This is a genomic window from Nocardia sp. NPDC057668 (genome assembly GCF_042799795.1).
Classification (GTDB): domain Bacteria; phylum Actinomycetota; class Actinomycetes; order Mycobacteriales; family Mycobacteriaceae; genus Nocardia.
The window spans coordinates 2,457,280-2,472,479 of record NZ_JBHVIC010000001.1 but is presented as its reverse complement, the minus strand read 5'-3'; the positions used below and the strand labels follow the sequence as shown (position 1 = coordinate 2,472,479).

Genomic DNA, 15,200 nt, shown 5'->3' with positions numbered 1-15,200 from the left:
TCCCTATCTAGTTGGTTAATTCATGGCTACGTGACTGGTCGTTTGATTGAAACATGTGCATCGGGTCGATGTAAGGGGTCTTCGCTGCGAGTTTGAGCGTCGTCGGGCCCGTTTTGCGTGACACGATTGCCGGATGATGGTGCTTGCTGATGGGTTGCCAAACGTGCAGCCCGAGCCCATGGTGTCGCTGTTCTGGATAGCCCTGGCCGCCGTGCTCGCGCCGCTGGTGTCGCGGCTGCTGCGCGGGGTGGTGCCGGCCGTGGTGCTGTTGCTGCTGGCCGGGGTGGCGACCGGGCCGCACGCGCTGGGCTGGGCGGGGACCGCGGGCGGGGTCGACCTGCTCAGCGAACTCGGGCTCGGAATGCTCTTCCTGCTGGCCGGGTACGAACTCGATCCGAAGCTGCTGGGCGGGCGCTCGGGGCGCACCGCGTGGTTCACGTGGTGCGTCAGCGCGGTCGTGGCCATCGCGCTGGTGACCGCGTGGGCGGCGGACGCCGACATCACCGCGCGGATCGCGGTCGCCATCGCCATGACCTCCACGGCGCTCGGCACCCTGCTGCCGATCGTGAAACAGGATGGGCTGCTGGACAAACCGCTGGGGCGCGCGGTGCTGGCGCACGGCGCGGTCGGTGAGCTGGCACCGGTGCTGGCGATGTCGGTGCTGCTCACCAGTCGCAGCGTGGGCGCGGCCCTGGTGACGCTCGTATTGTTCCTGCTGGCAGCGGCTTTCATCGGCCTGGTGCCGCAGCGCATGCTGGACCGGGTGCCGAGTTTCGGCCGGCTGCTCGGCGAGTCGAACAGCACCGAGCAGCTGCCCGTGCGCGAGGTCTTCCTGCTGCTGATCGTGCTGATGACCATCGCCGAGGTGTCCGACCTGGATGTGGTGCTGGGCGCCTTCGCGGCCGGGCTGATCCTGCGCAGACTGGTCGCGGCCGGGCATCCGCAGGTCGAATCCTCGCTCGAGACCATCGGTTACGGGGTGCTGATCCCGATCTTCTTCGTCGTCTCCGGGATGGGCATCGATATCGGAGCGGTGGCCCGGGAGCCGCTGCTGTGGGGACTGTTCGTGCTCTCGATCGCGGTGGCGCGGGGTGTTCCGGTCCTGTTGAGCGAGCGCTTCATCCAGCACGGCGCGAACCTCGCCGACCGTCGCGAGCGCGTGCAGCTGGCCCTGTACGCCGCTACCGGTCTGCCCATCATCGTCGCGGTCACCAACGTCGCGACGAGTAGCGGGCTGATGCCGCAGGATCTGGCGTCCACCTTGGTGGCGGCGGGCGCTACGACCGTCCTGCTCTTTCCCCTGCTGGCCCGGCTGCTGGGGCGCGAGACCGGCGCGCCGAAAGCGCTGGGCGCGTGAGCTGTTCCACCGGGCGATCCGTGCCTGGACCGCATGCACGTCGGCCGCCCGTCGCCGCACACCGTCCGGGCGCGATGTGGCGGTCGGATCCGTGCCCCGCGAACCCACCGACCGGGGTAACTATCGCGTCGTATCGGAGGCCGGTCCCGGCCGCGCTGCCGGGCGGAGAGGAGTTCGGGTGCTGCATCTGCGGGTGATCTGTCCGGGCGAGGTGACCGAACGGGCCATGGCGCTGCTGGCGGAGGACCCCGGAACCACCCACCTCACCCTCGACCGCGGGGCCGCGGTCGAACCCCGCGGCGATCTGATCCAGGCCGACGTGGCCCGGGCCTCGGCCAACGAGATGCTCGCCGCGCTGCGGGCGCTCGGCGTGGACCGAAGCGGGAGCATCACCTTCGTGCCCACCGGGACCGTGCTCTCGGCGGCGGGCGAGCGGGCGAGGGCCGGAGCACCCGGGCGGCCCGATCAGGTCGTGGTGTGGGAGCAGCTGCTGAGTCAGGTGCGCGAGGGTTCCCGGTTGACCCCGACGTTCCTGGCGTTCCTGAGCATCGCGTTCCTGCTCTCGGCCGTCGGGGTCACCACCGCCTCACCCATCACCCTGGTGGGCGCGATGGTGGTCGGACCCGAATTCCGGCCCCTCGCAGCGCTGTCGGTGGGTCTGGTGCGCCACGACCGGCGGCTCGTCCGGCGTTCGCTCGCCACCCTGGCCATCTCGTTCCCGGCCGCCATGGCGATCACCGCGCTGTCCACCCTGCTCTGGATTCGCCTGGGCTGGCTCGGCAACGGGGATGTGGCCAATGCCCGGGGTTTCGACTTCATCTACGAGGTCGGTCCGTTCTCGCTGGTGGTGGCGCTGCTCGCGGGCGCGGCCGGCATGCTCGCGATGGTGACCTCCAGCTCGGCGGTGCTGGTCGGGGTCTTCATCTCGGTCACCACCGTCCCCGCCGCCGGGCTGGCGGTGGTCGCCTCGATCGCGGGCAAATGGCATGTCGCGGCCAGCTCGCTGGGTCAGCTCGCGGTGAATCTGATCGGCATCGTGCTGGCGGGGGTCATCGTGCTTTTGCTGCGGCCTCGCGCGGCGGGCTGATCGGCTGTCGGAGGGGTCCGGCGCCGGGACCGGACACCGTGACGACGACCGCGGTCAGCGCATGGGTACGCCGACGTCGCTGCCGCCCTCGCGGGTCAGGCGCGCGCGGACCTTCACCAGCGATGGGGCCGGGACGAAGCCGCCCGCGAACAGGGCCTCGCCCTGGCGGAACCAGGGCGAGCGGTCGAGCAGGGCGGAGGGTGCGTAGCCGAAGTAGGTGCCGAGCTCGGCCAGGTCGGTCGGCGAGGTCATCTTCATCAGGGCGAGGTTGTCGCACTGGGACAGGATGCCGGGGTGCACCTTCGAGGGGCGCTGGGTCGAGAGCAGCAGCCAGAGGCCGAATTTGCGGCCCTCGGCGGCGATTTGGATGAGGCGCTCCCGCACCGCGATCGCGATGGGGGAGTCCAGGCGCGGGGAGGCGAGGTTGTGCGCCTCGTCGATGGCCAGCAGGACCGGGCGGCGTTCCTCGCGGCGCGCCCAGAGGTCGTCGAGCAGGGCGAGCGCGATGACCAATTGCTGTTCGGGCGTGGAGAATCCGCCGAGATCGAGAACGGCCACGTCGGGGCGCTCCGCCACCACGTCGGTGACCGGCGCGTCGCCCAGCGCCCACACCTCCCAGTCCAGCAGGCCGAGATTCTCCACGCGCTGCCCGAGTCGGCGCTGCGCGGGATTGTCCGAGGCCAGCAGTCGCGGGCGCACCTCGAACAGCTCCCCGGATTCCATGACCGTGCGCAGATGGATGAGTTCGTTGAACTCCTCGCGATCGATGATCGGATCTATCTGCAGGATGGCGGCTTTGGAGGTCAGCGGCAGGTCCAGGAAACGCGCGCGCAGCCGCGCGCCGGGTGCGGCGTTGGGCCGCAGGACACGAATGTCCCGCTCGCGCAGGGCGTTCGCGGTCGGCCCGGTCGCGGCCGGGTCGACCTCGCCCAGGTGCACGAAGTCCGAGTTCGGATCGAAGATGACCACCGGCAGCGCGGTGTGCGCGATGAGCTGTTCCAGTACGACGCCCAGGGCGTAGGTCTTGCCCGACCCGCTCTGCCCGCACCAGAAGGTGTGCCGGTTGAAGCGCTGCGGCAGCAGCCGGGCGGGCCCGCCCGGCTGGGTCAGGTTCACCCCGACCTCGAGCATGGCCCCGGTGGTGTCGTGCAGGGCCTGCACGGTCGCGGTGTCGGCGCCCTCCACACTTCCGGTAGCGAAAGAATGGCTGGAGCGGGTGTCGATGCCCTCGTCGGTCAGTTCGCCGACGAGGCGGCCGCGCAGTCGCACGGGAGTGGTCTCCGAGCGTTCCTCGATGAGCGCCAGCTGCCTGCGTTCGGCGCTGACTATCACCACCAGCGATCCGGCGACGAAAGCGCTGTCGGACGCGTCCCCGACGACGAAGGATCGCCCGTCGTCGGAGCGCGCGGACAGGGCGGAGGCGATGGTGATATCGGCGGGCATGCCCTCGATACTCGCACAGTCAGCGAATTGACAGCTATCTCTGTCCGGTGGCCCGGCTCGCTCCGTGAGCGGCCCGGCCGGCGATGATCGCGCCGATCACCGCCGGTCCGGTTTCGCGCCCGGGCTCAGGCCCAGGGCACCCGGCAGGCGTCCTGGCTGAAGCCCTGATCGGTGATGCCGAGCGCGAAGTAACTCCGGGCCCGGGAGTTCTCCAGGCCGATCTGATAGGTCAGTTCCATGAGCCCCTCCGCGCCGAAGCGCCGCTTCAGGTCGGTGACCTGCTCGTCGGTGACGGTCGGCGGGGTGGCGGTCATGGCCGCCGCGTAGGCGACGGCGGCGCGTTCGTCGGCGCTGTAGGCGGGGGAGGTGGCGTAGTCGTCGATGTGCCGGAGGCGGTCGATGTCGAGGCCGGAGAGGCGGCTGAGCATCGTGCCGAAGTCGACGCACCAGGAGCACCCGACCGTGCGGGCCACGTAGAAGACCGCGATCTCGCGCACGTTGTGCGGCAGGACGGTCGACGCGCGTTCGACCATGCCCTCGTGCATCGAGGCGGCCAGGAACAGGCGGGGATGGTTGGCGGTGACGGCGAAGGGCTCGGGAACCGCACCGAAACGCCGCTTCATGTACCGGTACGCGAGGCGGATCAGCGGTCCGGCCTGCTGCGGGGCGACGGCGGGGAGGCGGGTGGCGCTCATGGGGTCTCCTACGAATCCGAGGATGCTGCTACCCCTTGGACGAGGCGGCCCCGCGAGACGTGACGGGGGCGCGGTATGCGCTGCGTCACAGGATGATTCACCTGCAGTGTGCGCTGTCCCGGCCCTGCCGGGCCGTGCGTGGTCGGCCGGCCGGGGCAACGCGAACTCGTCGTTATTCGGCTATGTCGCAATCGGGAGCCGGTGACGATCGGCCGGGGGCCGGTCGCGCCCTGATCGGGAGTCCTCGTTGACTCCCCGGGTTCGCCGTTGAACCTTTACTCCGTTACCCGTAATTCGGTGTGTTCACCACACCTGTTACGACGGCGCGCGGGCCCGGAATTCATCGCGGCGGGCGATTTCCCAGCCCGCGGGCGGACTTGCCGCGCCGGGGGAAACGGAAGGTGAGATCGTTGGGCTCGGGCACCCGGGTGCGCTCGCGCGGGGCCACCAGGATCAGGGCCGCGCCGAGTGCGGGCAGCAGCAGCACGCTCAGCAGGCTCAGGGTGAAGCTGACCCCGCCCATGGCCTCGGGTTTGTGCAGGGCGTGATAGATCAGGTGCGGCACGCCGAAGACCAGCCAGGCCAGGCCCGCGACCCGGGCCAGCAGGCTGTCCAGGAACCACAGGGCCGCGGCGGTGACCGCGCCCAGCGCCAGGAAGAACGCCCCGACGTCGCCGGTCAGATGATGGTTGTAGGGCCCGTCCGGCTGCACCCAGCGCATGCCGAAGCCCGGGAAGCTCGTGTAGAACGAGTGCGGTGCGAACGTGGCCCAGAGTCCGGTGAACAGGGCCACGGCCAGCAGCACGCCGAGGATGATCTGCACCGCGAGCCAGCGCCGGCGGTTCACGTCCAGGCGCATGCGCACCCGTAGTCCGTCGCCCGTGCCGTGCAACGAGATTCGCATCGACTCTTCCCCTCCGCCGCCGAATCACCAGGTGGTGCAACGGTAATTCGGCGGCCGGACGGGAGCAAGGGTCAGGCGGTCAGACCTTCTCCATGACCATGTCCTCCGGGCCCCAGTAGGCCCGCATCTTGGTGATCTTGCCCGCGTCGTCGAACTCCATGATGTCGATCGGGGTCAGCGTCATGCGCTGATCGCCGAAGTAGCTCACCAGGGTGAAGTAGGCCGAGGCGTGATTGCCGTTGACCTTCACCGCGTGCAGTTCGGTTTCCTTGTTCTGGGCGTGCTCGAGCGCGGCGTACAGCTCGCGGATCGCGGCGTGCCCGACCCGGGTCGGGGTCCCGATCGGGTCCTCGACCGTGGCGTCCTCGGCGTAGAGCGCCACGATTTCATCGGTGGCGCCCGCGGCCACCAATTTCACATACTGCTCGATAACATCGCGAGGCTGCGCCGCCATGGATTCTCCCGGGTAAAAGTGAAACGTGTTCCACTTCGGAGCGTAGCAGCTGCGGGCCCCGATCCGGCCCGGGAGATTCACTCTCCGGGACGGTCCCGGTGACCGGCGCGGATCTCAGTGCCGGACGCGCTGTGCGCCCGCGTAGACGTTCATCGATTCCCCGCGCAGGAACCCGACCAGGGTGAGCCCGGCCTCGGCGGCCAGGTCCACCGCGAGCGAGCTCGGGGCCGACACCGCGCCCAGCAGCGGTATGCCGGCCATGACGGCTTTCTGGACCAGTTCGAACGAGGCCCGCCCGCTCACCATGAGCAGCAGATCGTGGGCCGGGATGCGGGATTCGCGCAGCGCCCAGCCGATGAGCTTGTCCACCGCGTTGTGCCTGCCGATGTCCTCGCGCACCGCGAGCAGGGTGCCGTCGGCGGTGAACAGGGCCGCCCCGTGCAGCCCGCCGGTGGCGTCGAAAAGCGCCTGGCCGGAACGCAGTTGGGTGGGCAGCGAGGCCAGCGTGGCGGTGTCGACCAGCGGCCCGTGCTCGGGCAGCGGAAAACGGGTGCGGGTGCGGACCTCGTCGAGAGCGGTCTTGCCGCAGAGCCCGCAGGCGCTGTTGGTGAGGAAATTGCGGGGCTTGACCGCCGCTGCCGGGCGCGGGTTGCTGAACTGCACGTCCAGCACGTTGTACGTGTTCCGGCCGTTCTCGTCGGTGCCCGCGCAGTAGCGGGCGGTCCGAATGTCCCGCGCGGATTCGATGATGCCCTCGCTGAACAGGAACCCGTGGATCAGGTCGATGTCCGCGCCGGGGGTGCGCATGGTGACTGTCAGTGCCTGGCCGCCGGTGCGGATCTCCAGGGGTTCCTCGACCGCCAGGGTGTCCGGGCGGTCGACGGTTCCGGTGGGGGAGATGCGCAGGGTGCGGCGGCGGGCGGTTACTCGGCTCACGATGTCCTGTGGGTATGGCGTTCGAGGCGGACGGTGACGCCCTTGGAGACAGGGGTATTGGAGCGCCGGGCCACATGGTCGAGGGGGACCAGCGGGTTGGTCTCGGGGTAGTAGGCGGCGGCGTTGCCGCGCGGGGTGGCATAACCGACCAGGCGGAAGCCCTCGACGCGGCGTTCGGTGCCGTCGCTCCATTCGGAGATCACGTCGACGAGATCGTCTTCGGCGAAACCGAATCGGGCGATGTCCTCCGGGTGCACGAGCACCACGCGGCGGCCGTTGTGGATGCCCCGGTAGCGGTCGTCCAGGCCGTAGATGGTGGTGTTGTACTGGTCGTGGCTGCGCAGGGTCTGCAGGATCAGCCTGCCCTCGGGCACCGGCAGCCAGTGCAGTTCGTTGGCCGCGAAATTGGCCTTGCCGGTGTCGGTCCGGAACTCGCGGGCGTCGCGCGGCGGATGCGGCAGCTGGAATCCGTTGCGGCCCCGCACCTTCGCGTTGTAGTCCGCGCAACCGGGCACCACCGCGGCGATGGCGTCGCGAATGGTGTCGTAGTCGCGCTGGAACCGCGCCCACGGCACCGGGTGGTCCGGCCCGAACAGCGCCCCGGCGAGTTCGCAGACGATGGCGACCTCGCTGCGCAGCTCGGCGCTCACCGGGGTCAGGCGGCCGGTGGACAGGTGCACCATCGACATCGAGTCCTCGACCGAAACCTGCTGTCGCCCACCGGCCTGCACGTCCTCGTCGGTGCGGCCCAGGGTGGGCAGGATGAGCGCGGTTCGCCCGTGCACCAGGTGGCTGCGATTGAGCTTGGTCGAGACCTGCACGGTGAGTTCGCAATTGCGCAGCGCGGCCTCGGTGACCTCGGTATCCGGTGTGGCGGAGACGAAATTGCCGCCCATGCCGAAGAAGACGCGGCCGCGCCCGTCGCGCATGGCGCGGATCGCGTTGACGGTGTCCCAGCCGTGTTCGCGCGGGCTCTCGATGCCGAAGCGCGCGTCCAGGGCGTCCAGGAAGGCGTCGGGCATCTTCTCCCAGATGCCCATGGTGCGGTCGCCCTGCACGTTGGAATGCCCGCGCACCGGGCATACGCCCGCGCCGGGCTTGCCGATCATGCCGCGCAGCAGGAGCAGGTTGGTGGCCTCCTCGATGGTGGCGACGCCGTGCACCTGCTGGGTCAGGCCCATGGCCCAGCAGATGATGACGGCCTTGGATTCGGCCAGCAATGCCGCGGTGCGGTCGAGGTCGGCGCGGCTCAGGCCGGTGGCCTGCTCGACGACGCCGAGATCGACCGCGCGCATGTGCTTTTCGTAGTCGGCGTAGCCGGCGGTGTGTGCGTCGACGAAGGCCCGGTCGACCACCGTGCCCGGGGCGCGGTCCTCGGCCTCGAACAGCAGTTTGCCCAGGCCCTGGAACAGCGCCATGTCGCCGCCGAGGCGAATCTGCAGGAAGTCGTCGGCGATGGTGATGCCGCCGGCCAGTCCCTTGACCGTCTGCGGGTCGCGGAAGCCGATCAGCCCGGTCTCGGGCAGCGGATTGACCGCGATCACCTTGGCGCCGTGGGCTTTCGCCTCGCCGAGCGCCGAGAGCATGCGCGGATGGTTCGTGCCGGGGTTCTGGCCCGCCACGATGATCAGGTCGGCCTTCTTGAAGTCGTCGATGGTGACCGAGCCCTTGCCGATGCCGATCGACGCGGTCAGGGCGGTGCCCGAGGACTCGTGGCACATGTTCGAGCAGTCGGGCAGATTGTTGGTGCCGAAGCTGCGCACCAGCAGCTGGTACAGGAACGCGGTCTCGTTGGCCGTGCGGCCCGAGGTGTAGAACACCGCCTCGTCCGGGGAATCGAGGCCGTTCAGCGCGTCGGCGACGATGCGGTACGCCTCGTCCCAGGCGATCGGCGAATAGTGGGTGTCGCCGGGGCGCAACACCATTGGATGCGTGAGCCGGCCCTGCTGGCCGAGCCAGTAGCCCGACTTGCCGGACAGCTCCGCGATCGAATGCGCGGCGAAGAACTCCGGGGTGACGGTGCGCAGCGTCGCCTCCTCGGCGACGGCCTTGGCCCCGTTCTCGCAGAACTCCGCGGGGCGGCGGCGGCCCGTCGGCTCGGGCCAGGCACAGCCGGGGCAGTCGAAACCGTGTCGCTGATTGACCCTGGCCAGCGTGCGCGCGGTGCGCACCACGCCCATTTCCTCGACCGCGTGCTCGAGCGCGATCGCCACCGCCGGGAAGCCCGCGGCCTCGGTTTTCGGCGGTGTGACGGTCAGCGCGGCCTCATCGATGTCCTTTTTCGGCGCGGCACGATGCATGGCGACCATTCTCCTCTGCGGCACGGCGATGGACCGGTCAGGTCCTACGCATCGTATGCCGGGCCGCCCGGGCGGTCCCGGCCGAGATCACGTGTGTCCGGCGAAGACGGCCGCGAGTTCGTGCCGGGAGGTGAGCCCGAGTTTCGGATAGGCGTTGGACAGGTGATAGCCGACGGTGCGCGGGCTCAGGAACAGCTGTGCGGCAATGTCCTTGTTGGACAGGCCGGTCGCGGCCAGCTGTGCGGTCTGCAGCTCCTGCGGGGTGAGGCGGGTGAGCAGGTCGCCGCCGGATTCGGTGGCGCGGGTTTCGCCGGTGGCCCGGAGTTCGGTTTCCGCGCGCTCGGCCCAGGACAGCGCCCCGAGGTGGCGGAAGGTCTCCGCGGCGGTGCGCAGCGGGCCGCGGGCGTCGGCGCGGCGCTGCCTGCGGCGCAGCCATTCGCCGTAGAGCAGTTCGGTGCGGGCGCGATCGAAGGCGAACTCGGTGTCCCGCCGATGGGCCGCCAGCGCCGCGGTGAAATGCGGTTCGGCCGCGTCGTCGGCCGCCAGCAGGGCGGCGCAGCGCAGCGAAATCGCCTGTATCCAGGGCTGATCGATGTGATCGGACCATTCGCGGTACCAGGCGTACGGCGCGCGGGCCTGCTCGAGCCGGTCCGTGCGGTGCGCGGCTTCGACCAGGTCGGGGATGCTGGCGATGGCGCCGTGCCGGTTCGCGCCCGCGAGCAGGGCGGTGAGCCGGTCCACGGCCGCGTCGGGACGACCCAGCCCCAGGTCGAGCAGGCTCAGCGCCGCGGCCGCGTGCACGCTGCTGGGCGCGATGTCGCGGGCGAGCGGGGCCGCGGCGTACTCGTGACAGGCCTGCTCGTCGCCGCGGATCGCCGCGAGCAGGGCCAGGGTCGCGGACTGGTAGACCTCGATGGCCCGCTGACCGGTTTCCCGGGCCAGGCGCAGGCCCTCGTTGGCGGCGGTGCAGGCCGCGGTGGGGTGGCCCAGGAGCAGTTCGGTGCGGGCCTGCCAGCGCAGCGCGTGCGTCAGCACCCCGATCGCGCCGCGCCGGCGGCAGTCGGCGGCCAGGGCGGCGGCGATGTCCCGGGCGGCCGCGGGGTCGGCGAACAGCACGTGCCAGTGCGCCATCTGCACCCGCTCGGCGAGCTGGTCGGGATCGACGGTGTCTAGCAGGAAGCGCAGTGCGGCAATGCCTTCGGCGCGCTGCGCGCCCGGATTGAGGACCGCGACCAGATCGGCGAGCGCGCGCACCCGGGCGGCGTTGGGCACCGCGAGCGCCTCGGCGCGCTCGGCCGTCAGCGTCACGGCCGGCAGATCGCCCGCGCCCCAGGCCGCGCGGGCGGCCTGGAACAGCAGGTGACCGGCCAGCGCCGGATCCCGGTCGATCACGAATCCGGCCGCGGCGCCGGAGGATCGGTAGGCCTCGCGCGGCTCGTCCTGCTCCAGCGCGATCTCCGCGCGCAGGGCCGTGAGTGCGCCGAGCGCGGCCGGATCGGTGGTCAGCGCCATGGCTTCGTCGGCCGTCGCGGCGGCCTCGGTGAGCAGTCCGGCCTCCACCAGCGCCTCGGCCGCGACGGTCAGGCGCCGCCCGCGAGCGCGGGGGTCCGGGCTCAGCTCGGCCGCGCGCCGGGCCGCGCCGGCGACCTCGCTCAGCCCGCCCCGCCGCCCGGCCCGCTCGGCGGCCGCCTCCAGGGCGAGCGCCACGGCCTCGTCCGGCCCGGTGGCCGCGGCCGCGCTGTGCCAGGCCCACCGGTCCTCACATCCGGGCCCGGCGAACTCCGCCGCCAGCGCCCGATGGGCCTCGCGGACCCGCGCGGGCTGTGCCGAATCCAGCGCCGCGGCCCGGATCAGCGGATGCGCGAAGGTGATTCGCCCGTCGCGCAACCGCAGCAGCCCGGCGGCTTCGGCCCGCGCGAGGTCCGCTTCGGCCCGCGCCATATCCGCTTCGGTTCGTGCCGGATTTGCTTCGGTTCGTTTCTGGTCCGCTTCGGCCCGCGCCGGATCCGTCTCGGTGGCGCCGGTCGCGCGCTGCATTCCGGTAGCGAGCGCGAAGCCCTCGGCCGCGTGCGAAATCGCTTCGGCGGCGGGGGTATCCGTCTCGGTGGAGGCCACCGGGGCGGGCGGATGAGTCGGCAGCCACGGACTCGGCCCGTGCGCTTCGGTGGGTGCTGCCGTGCCGACGGGTACCGCGGTGTCGATCGGCCGCTCATCGGAGTCGGTCATGACACCGAGGGCGCGGGCCGATCGTTCATCGGAGCCGGCCACGGCGTCGAGGGCGCGGGCCGGGTGTTCGGCGGCGGTGTTCAGGCGGTGGGCGGCGGCCAGGATCACGGCGGTGTCGCCGGAGCTGTCGGTCGCCGCCACCAGCAGCAGGGTGCGGGTTGGGGCGGGGAGCTGGGCGATCCGGTCGGTGAAGGCGCGCTGGATGCGGGTGGGGATGGGCGCGGTGTGCTGGAACGGGGAGGCGTAGCGGCTCTCGGCGCGCTGGACGGTCGGCAGCACGCGCAGGGCGAGCGGGTTGCCGTGGGATTCGCGCAGCAGCCATTCGGTGGCGGCGGGCGGCAGCGTGCCGTGCGCGGCGGTGAGCAGCTCCAGCGCGGCGTTGGGGTCCAGGCCGGTGAGAGTCAGTGTGGTGGCGGGCAATTCGCCGAGTTCGGGGAGGAGGTCGTCGCGCACGGCGAACACCAGCAGCAGGCGTTCGGCGTCGAGGCGGCGGGCCACGAACTCGAGGGTTCGCAGGGTGGCGCGATCCAGCCACTGGGCGTCGTCGATCAGGCACAGCAGGGGAGCGTCCTCGGCCAGTTCGGCGAGCAGGGTGAGGGTCGCGACCCCGACCAGGAAGCGTTGCGGTGCAACCGATTCACCCGAGTCCAGGGCCGCGCGCAGCGCCTGCGCCTGTGCTTCTGGGAGCCGGTCCAGCCCGGCGCGGGCGCGGCCGAGCAGCAGGTGCAGCCCGGCGAAGGCCAATTCGGACTCGGTCTCGGTGCCGGTGACGCGCAAAACGTGGAAGCCGGCGGCCAGTTCCGTGGCGCGTTCGAGCAGTTCGGATTTCCCGACGCCCGCCTCGCCGCGCAGCACCGTCACGCCCGCGCGCCCGCGCTCCGCCCCGGCCAGTTGACCGGCCAGGACGGAGAGCTCGGGAGCGCGGCCGTAGAACACCCCGCGACACTATCGAATTCGGATACGTGACCCGCGACACATCACGCGCCGTAGGGCCGCCGGGCGCGGGCCTCGCGCAAAGCCTCACCCCACCAGGCGATCTGGTCGAGCATGGTTTTCGCGGCGGCCGCGGCGGCCGGGTCCAGGGCCGCGCCGTCGGGGCCGAAGCGCTCCCACGCGCCGTGGAAGCTGACGGTGTCGCGCACCGTCACCGCGTGCAGTTCGGCGAACACCGGGCGCAGGTGCTCGACCGAGCGCAGACCGCCGGCCAGTCCGCCGTAGGACACGAAACCCACCGGCTTGGCCTGCCACTGGGTGTAGTGCCAGTCGATGAGGACCTTGAGCGAGGCCGGGTAGCTGTGGTTGTACTCGGGCGTGACGATGACGAACGCGTCCGCCGCGTCGAGCCGATCGGTGAGCGGCTGCATGGCGGGATCGGGGTTGTTGCGCAGCACCGCGTCCAGGGGCTGCTCGGCCAGGTCGATCACGTCGACCTCGAAATCGCCGTGCGCGGTGGATTCACCGGCGAACCAGTGCGCGGCCGTGGGGCCGAAGCGGCCTTCGCGGGTGCTGCCGATGATGACGGCCAGGCGCAGGGGAGTACTGGACATGATGACCTCCGGGGGATCGGCGGCGGCTGGAATCGCCGCTCTGTGACGTCCTGAACGCTATGGGCGGCCGGTGGTCGCTCGCCTCTGTCGATGTACCTGGTTCGGGCGGGGGCCGATACCTGGGCGGCCCGGCCCGGCACACCCCGGTCATTCGACAGAGGCGGCCCGGACCCGGCGATTCCTAACGTTCTCGGTATGAAGACGACCTTCCGGACCCGCGGCCCAGTGGCTCGGGCACAAGCCGCCCCGGGCGGGGCACATACCGCGACCATCGACACCGCCGCGCCGGTGGGGAGTACGTCTGCGTCGACAGGGAGTACCGCTGCATCGGCGGGAAGTACTGCTGCGTCGGCGGGAAGTACTGCTGAGTCGGCGGGAAGTACGTCTGCGTCGGCAGGGACCACCGCTGTGTCGGCGGGGAGTACTGCTGTGTCGGCGGGGAGTACCGCTGCGTTGGCGGGAAGTACTGCTGCTTCGGCCGGTACGACTGCCGTGCGCACCGCGAGTCTGGCCGCGACGGCCGCCGTGGTGATCACCGCCTCGATCATGACGGTGCTGGACATGACCATCGTCAACGTGGCGCTCAACAATCTGGCGACCACGTTCGAGACCTCGCTGGCCACGATCGCGTGGGTGGCGACCGCCTACACCCTCGCGCTGGCCACGGTGATCCCGGTAACCGCCTGGGCCATCGGCAGATTCGGCGCCAAGCGGCTGTACCTGGGCGCGATCGCGCTGTTCGCGTTCGGCTCCCTGCTGACCGGGCTGGCGTGGAACGTGCCCTCGCTCATCGGGTTCCGGATCGTGCAGGGGCTGGGCGGGGGCATGATCATGCCGATCGGCATGACGATCATGATGCGGGCCGCGGACCCGGCGCGCATGGGGCGGACCATGGCGCTCATGGGAATTCCGGTGCTGGTGGGGCCGCTGGCCGGACCGGTGCTGGGCGGCTGGCTGATCGATCAGGCGAGCTGGCGCTGGCTGTTCCTGATCAATCTGCCGGTGGCGGCGGTCGCTCTCCTGGGAGCGCGGCGCGTGCTGGCCGGCGACCCGCCCGCACCGGCCGCGAAGCTGGATCTGCCCGGGCTGCTGCTGTTGTCGCCGGGTCTGGCCGCGCTCATCTACGGCGTGGCCACCGGCGGTGAGCACGGCGACTTCACCGCGCTCTCGGCGCTGCTGCCCACCGCGGCCGGCGTCGCGCTCATCGCGGGGTTCGTGATCCGCTCGCGGCGGGTGCCGCGACCGCTCATCGATCTGAACCTGTTCCGGCACGGGCCGTTCCGTTTCGCGGCGCTGACCCTCGGGCTGTTCAACGCCGCCTACTTCGGTTCGATGATGCTCGGGCCGCTGTACTGGCAGGTGGTGCGCGGGCAGGGGGCGACCGAGGCCGGGATCCTCGGGATCCCGCAGGTGCTGGCGACCGGGATCACCATGCAGATCGCGGGGCGGCTGGTGGATCGCATGCCGCCGCGCAGGCTCGTGCTCGGTGGAATCGCCGTGGCCGCCACCGGATTCGCGGCTATGACCACGCAGATCCATGCCGACACCGAATACTGGCGGATCGCGCTGGCCGGGGTGGTCATGGGCATCGGCGTCGGCGCGACGATCATGCCTACGATCACCACCGCCACCAGGTCGCTGCCGTCCGCGCAGATCCCGGCCGCCAGCACCGCCGTCAGCATCGTGCAGCAGATAGCGGCCTCGATCGGCGCGGCGCTGATCTCGGTGCTGCTGAGCAACGCGCTGGTGCGCGAGGTGCCCGGGGCGAGCCTGGACACGCTGGCGCACAGGGTTTCCGGCGACCCCGCTGATCTCGAGGAAACCCTGGCCGGCGCCTTCCGGAGCACCTACGGCTGGGCGGTGCTGGTCCTGACGCTGGCGTTGCTCCCGGCGCTGCTGCTGCCCCGCGGGCGCGCCGCGGGGGAAGCGGAGGAGGCCGCCGCGAGATGACGGCGACGTGACGGTCCGTGGATCGCGGGCCGAGTGGAGATGACCGCGCCGTCCCCCGAAGTTGGGGGCGGAGATCCGGGCCCGGTGTGTGAACGCGCACCGGGTCTTTCGCGATTCATGAGCACGGACTCGAGCGGTCGGCTGCCGGGTTCACATGCTGTTCGGGCTCGGGAACCGGTGTGTAACGCCCGGGTGAGAAGACGCCGCGGTCGTGCTCTCGGGCCTTACCATCGAACCAGCGAGGTTACGCCGGATGGACATACGCGAATATTTCGGTCCGCCCGCCGGAGCAGGTTTCCGG

11 protein-coding genes are annotated in these 15,200 nt (G+C 71.0%); 3 read left to right on the top strand and 8 right to left on the bottom strand.

The window, feature by feature from the left end:
- The first annotated feature begins 136 nt into the window (after positions 1-136).
- Positions 137-1,357 (top strand): cation:proton antiporter, encoded by a 1,221-nt coding sequence (locus ACFVBH_RS11325; RefSeq protein WP_379001703.1) that lies wholly within the window; start codon positions 137-139, stop codon positions 1,355-1,357.
- Between the two features lie 178 nt (positions 1,358-1,535).
- Positions 1,536-2,444 carry a DUF389 domain-containing protein gene (locus ACFVBH_RS11320; RefSeq protein ID WP_354989932.1) on the top strand — a complete coding sequence of 303 codons (909 nt, stop codon included), beginning with the start codon at positions 1,536-1,538 and terminating at the stop codon, positions 2,442-2,444.
- A 54-nt stretch (positions 2,445-2,498) separates the two neighbouring features.
- Here the strand turns inward: ACFVBH_RS11320 and ACFVBH_RS11315 are convergent, their stop codons facing one another.
- The 8 genes from ACFVBH_RS11315 to ACFVBH_RS11280 form a co-directional block, all read right to left on the bottom strand.
- Entirely contained in the window at positions 2,499-3,887 is a 1,389-nt protein-coding gene (locus tag ACFVBH_RS11315; protein WP_379001253.1) for an ATP-binding protein, read from the bottom strand.
- Positions 3,888-4,012: 125 nt separating this feature from the next.
- A complete protein-coding gene (locus ACFVBH_RS11310) occupies positions 4,013-4,582 on the bottom strand; it encodes a carboxymuconolactone decarboxylase family protein (RefSeq protein ID WP_379001252.1) in 570 nt (189 codons plus the stop codon).
- A 340-nt stretch (positions 4,583-4,922) separates the two neighbouring features.
- On the bottom strand, positions 4,923-5,486 hold the full coding sequence (locus ACFVBH_RS11305; RefSeq protein WP_379001251.1) for a hypothetical protein: 564 nt from the start codon (positions 5,484-5,486) through the stop codon (positions 4,923-4,925).
- Between the two features lie 79 nt (positions 5,487-5,565).
- Positions 5,566-5,940: a nuclear transport factor 2 family protein gene (locus ACFVBH_RS11300; RefSeq protein WP_354989928.1), complete on the bottom strand. Its 375-nt coding sequence runs from the start codon at positions 5,938-5,940 to the stop codon at positions 5,566-5,568.
- A 114-nt stretch (positions 5,941-6,054) separates the two neighbouring features.
- Positions 6,055-6,876 carry a formate dehydrogenase accessory sulfurtransferase FdhD gene (fdhD, locus tag ACFVBH_RS11295; RefSeq protein WP_379001250.1) on the bottom strand — a complete coding sequence of 274 codons (822 nt, stop codon included), beginning with the start codon at positions 6,874-6,876 and terminating at the stop codon, positions 6,055-6,057.
- Positions 6,873-9,176: an FdhF/YdeP family oxidoreductase gene (locus ACFVBH_RS11290; protein WP_379001249.1), complete on the bottom strand. Its 2,304-nt coding sequence runs from the start codon at positions 9,174-9,176 to the stop codon at positions 6,873-6,875. Before ACFVBH_RS11290 ends, fdhD begins: the two co-directional genes overlap by 4 nt.
- Positions 9,177-9,263: 87 nt before the next feature.
- A complete protein-coding gene (locus ACFVBH_RS11285; protein WP_379001248.1) occupies positions 9,264-12,338 on the bottom strand; it encodes an AAA family ATPase in 3,075 nt (1,024 codons plus the stop codon).
- Positions 12,339-12,379: 41 nt separating this feature from the next.
- Complete coding sequence (locus ACFVBH_RS11280; protein WP_379001247.1) at positions 12,380-12,949, bottom strand: NADPH-dependent FMN reductase; 570 nt, start codon at positions 12,947-12,949, stop codon at positions 12,380-12,382.
- 492 nt (positions 12,950-13,441) lie between these two features.
- Here ACFVBH_RS11280 and ACFVBH_RS11275 point away from each other — a divergent pair, with 492 nt between their 5' ends.
- A complete protein-coding gene (locus tag ACFVBH_RS11275; protein WP_379001246.1) occupies positions 13,442-14,899 on the top strand; it encodes a DHA2 family efflux MFS transporter permease subunit in 1,458 nt (485 codons plus the stop codon).
- Positions 14,900-15,200: the final 301 nt, after the last annotated feature.